Source organism: Polaromonas sp. P1_E3 (genome assembly GCF_056405935.1).
The window spans coordinates 1-3,840 of record NZ_JBFUBD010000266.1 but is presented as its reverse complement, the minus strand read 5'-3'; the positions used below and the strand labels follow the sequence as shown (position 1 = coordinate 3,840).

Below are 3,840 nucleotides of genomic sequence, written 5' to 3'. Positions count from 1 at the left end.
CCGCATCGCTGTCAAAGCCGTCGTCGTCCTTGCCGTTTTCCTGAACGCCGTCCAGCACCACATCGAGCAGCTTGAGTTTTTTCAGCTGCGCGGTTTCCGTGAGAACGAAGGACACGCGCTCGTTCCACGTCATTGCCAGCTGTGTGGGCAGTTTCCCGGCAGCAATGTGCTGGGGCACTTCATCGATCTCCAGCGTGTGGCGCGAGTAGCGCACCGTGGATTTCTGGTCGTCCGGCGTCTTGAGTTCGCAGTCGCGGTCAACCGAGAAGTTGTAGGGTGCTTCCCGCGTGGACAGCCAGTGTGACATCGCGGCCGCGGCAGACATCTGAGTCTGGATGGGGCTGGCCTTGAGGCCGGGCAGGGCGCCTGGAACCTCGCTCAACGCTTCCACGAGGTAGCTCACGATCTTGTCGGCACCGGTCAGGTTGCCGGAATCCACCACCAGGAATTTGTTGGCTACATCGATCCAGAGGGTGGTGGTCGATCGTTTGGTGAAGGCGCGCGGCAGCAGGTCCAGCATGACTTCCTGCTTGAACTCTTTCTTGATCTTTGCACCCACGCGTTCGCGGCCGGTTTCTTCCTTGTATTTCTCAATACGTTCCTCTACGGCGGCCTTGATGGCGGACGAAGGCACGGGGCGGCGCTCGGTGCACAGGCGGGCGATCAGCTGGCGGCCCACGCTTTCGAGCAGCACGGTGCTCTTGTTGCCGCGCGGTGGCACCCAGCCGCTGGATTCAGGCTCTGTGGCGCCGCAGGGAACGAAACGGTGGGACTGGAAAATTTCTTCAAGCGCGTCCAGCGGAGGAAGCACGAAATCGTCGGCAATGCGGAAAAAGATTGCGGTGTTGAACATGAAATCCGGGGAAGAGGTTAGGAAGGAGACTGCCGGAAGGCCAATGAGGGGGAATCCGCGGTGAGAACCGGCCAGAAGCAGAGAAATTCTACCGGGCGCGCTGCCTGCAGAATGTAACGGCCGGCACGGGCTTGAAGGCCTTCATTCAATATCAAACGAATGGATGCCGTAGGCACCCTTGCGGCGGTCTTCGAAGTACTGCTCCAGCGTCTGCTTGACCGTCTTGAAGGCGATTTCGTCCCAGGGAATTTCGGCCTCAGTGAACAGTTTGGCCTCCATGGTCTCGTGGCCCGGATTGAAATCGGTGCTCAGGAGCCGCGCACGGTAATACATATGCACCTGCCCGACACTCACGACATTCATGACCGTGAACAGGCCCAGCATTTCATACTGGGCACCGGCTTCTTCATCGGTCTCGCGGGCAGCACCCTGCGACGTGGTTTCGCCCAGCTCCATGAAGCCGGCCGGCAGTGTCCATTTGCCACGGCGCGGCTCGATATTGCGTTTGCACAGCAGCACCTGTGCGCCGTCCTCGCCCCAGCTCGGCACCGTGCCGACGACATTGAGCGGGTTTTCGTAGTGGACGGTATTGCAGGCCGTGCAGACGGCTCGCTCTTTCGTGTCGCCGTCATCCGGCAAGCGGTAAGCCACGGCGGTGCCGCAGACGCGGCAGTGGTTCAGGGGCGGGCGTTGCATCCAATGAGTGTAGCGGCTTTGCGCCCGGCAAGCCCCGCCGGGGCGCACGGCAGGTCGGCCGCCTCGCTATCAAAAAAGTAGCTGCTTGCGCCCGTCTTTATTGGGCTTGAGGCGTTTTTTGCTTATAAATACTATTTCAGTGACGAGTAATTCACCGGTACCCAGGTGTAAGCCTTGCCTGTGCCCTTGCGCACATGGCCCAGGCCGGGAAAGGCAATATGCGCAGCGCCGACCAGGTAACCGTTTTTTGCGGCATCGGCGTAGGCTTTGGCACGCTCTTTGGCGGCCGGAGGTGATTCGGAGTCGAACTTGATGGTGACCTCCGGGTTGTCGAACTGGATGGCCGCCACATGCATCAGGTCGCCCCACAGCACCAGCTTCTCGCCCTTGCTTTCCACCACATACACGCTGTGGCCGGCGGTGTGGCCGTGGGTAGGCTGTGCCTTTACGCCGGGCACGAGCTCTGTGACGCCTTCGAAGGTCTTGAGCTTGCCGGCCGTGGCGTAAGGCTTGATGGACGCCATGGCGCCCTGGAAGAAGCCCTGGGATTCCTTGGGCGCTGCGTTCATCTTGGCTTCATCCAGCCAGAAGTCCGCGTCCGCCTTGTCAACGCGCACGACGGCATTGGGAAACGCCATGGCGCCGTTCACCACCAGGCCGCCCACGTGGTCGGGGTGCATATGGGTGATATAGATCTCGTCGACCTGCTCGGGCTGGTAGCCGGCCGCTTTGAGGTTGGCCTGCAGGCTGCCCAGCGTCGGGCCGAAGAGGCCGGACGCACCTGTGTCGATCAGCACCAGCTTGCTGCCCGTGTTGACGAGGTAGGCATTGACCGAGGTTTCCACAGCGTCGGGCAAGAACGAGCGCTTCAGCGCCGCGCCGACCTTCGCCGGCGTCGTGTTGGTGAGCAGGTCTTTCACGGGCAGCTTGACGGTACCGTCAGACAGGGCGGTGACTTCAAAATCGCCCAGCGTGACGCGGTAGTAACCCGGCGCCTGGGTCTTGACCATGGGGCCGGCGGCAAAAGCTGGCAGGGTGACCAGGGTGAAGGAAGCGGCCAGGCTGGAAAGCAGGGTGGCGGCGGCCAGGTGTTTGAACGAACGTGACATGAAATGACTCCCTGGGGTTGAATGCAATGATGGACCGGTGCGGGGTGGATTCTTATGCAGGCGCGCGGCGGATGAATATGCGGCCGCAGTAACCCGCATGGCGGCACAGGTTTTACCTGGAAATGGCTTGCTATGAAATCAGGAGCTGGTTGCGCCCGGTTTCATTGGCTTGCAGGCCTAAAATGCATAAAAAAACCGGGCCTGAGCCCGGTTTCGTGAATGCGCACCTGGTGCGGACTATTGGGCCTGTTGATCAGGCTTTCGTCGTCTTGGTGTGCTTTTCGATCAGGCTGCGTGCCGTGTCCAGCAGCTTCTTGCCGTCAAAGCCTTTCTTGTTCATGTCTTCCACCCATTCGACTTCCACCGTGCGTGATTTGCGGCGGAATTCCTGGKCTTCGGCCGCACTCACGGTGTAGATCGTGTTGCCGCGGTCGCTGGCGGTCTTGCGGCCGGGGACGTCGTTGCCCTGCTGCACCTTGCCCAGCCAGGCCGAGGTGGCCATGCCGGAGTTGTTGTCGATGACTTTCTTGAGGTCGGGCGCCAGCGAGTTGTACTTGGCCTTGTTCATCGCCATCACAAAAGTGGTGGTGTAGAGGCTGCCGCCCGCGGGGTCGAATTCGGCGTGGAACTTGGTGAGTTCATTGACCTTGACCGAAGGCACGACTTCCCAGGGAATCACGCAGCCTGTAATGGTGCCCTTGCTCAGCGCGTCGGGGATCTGCGGCAGCGGCATGCCGACGGGCGTGGCACCCAGCACGCCCATGAGCTTGGTGACCTGGCGGGTCGGCGCGCGCAGCTTGAGGCCGCGCATGTCGGCAATCGACTTGACGGGCTTGTCGACCGTGTGGATCACGCCGGGGCCGTGCACCTGCAGCGCGAGCACCTGGGTGTCCTTGAACTCGTCCGGAGCCATCGTCTGGACATATTCCCAATAGGCCTTGGAAGTTGCTTCCGCGTTGGACATCATGAAGGGCAGCTCAAACACCTCGATCCGCGGGAAGCGGCCGGCCGTGTTGCCGGGCAGCGTCCACACCACGTCGACCACGCCGTCCTTGGCCTGGTCGTAGAGCTGCACCGGCGTGCCGCCCAGCTGCATGGCCGGGTAGCCTTCAAACTTGATGCGGCCACCCGATTCTTTTTCGACCTTGTCCATCCAGGGCTTGTGCATGGCCAGCCAGACAT

4 protein-coding genes are annotated in these 3,840 nt (G+C 61.3%); all 4 read right to left on the bottom strand.

Translation table 11 applies throughout. From position 1 onward, the window contains the following. A partial coding sequence (locus AC1D0Z_RS17415) for a recombination-associated protein RdgC (protein ID WP_477659473.1) occupies positions 1 to 853 on the bottom strand: 853 nt, incomplete at its 3' end. Between the two features lie 141 nt (positions 854 to 994). After that, a complete protein-coding gene (locus tag AC1D0Z_RS17410; RefSeq protein WP_477659472.1) occupies positions 995 to 1,549 on the bottom strand; it encodes an NUDIX hydrolase in 555 nt (184 codons plus the stop codon). A gap of 131 nt (positions 1,550 to 1,680) precedes the next feature. Then, the gene (locus AC1D0Z_RS17405) at positions 1,681 to 2,658 is read right to left on the bottom strand and encodes an MBL fold metallo-hydrolase (protein WP_477659471.1); all 978 of its coding nucleotides are present in this window, start codon (positions 2,656 to 2,658) and stop codon (positions 1,681 to 1,683) included. A gap of 253 nt (positions 2,659 to 2,911) precedes the next feature. After that, positions 2,912 to 3,840, bottom strand: a 929-nt coding sequence (locus AC1D0Z_RS17400; protein ID WP_477659470.1) for a TRAP transporter substrate-binding protein, incomplete at its 5' end; no start/stop codon positions are given.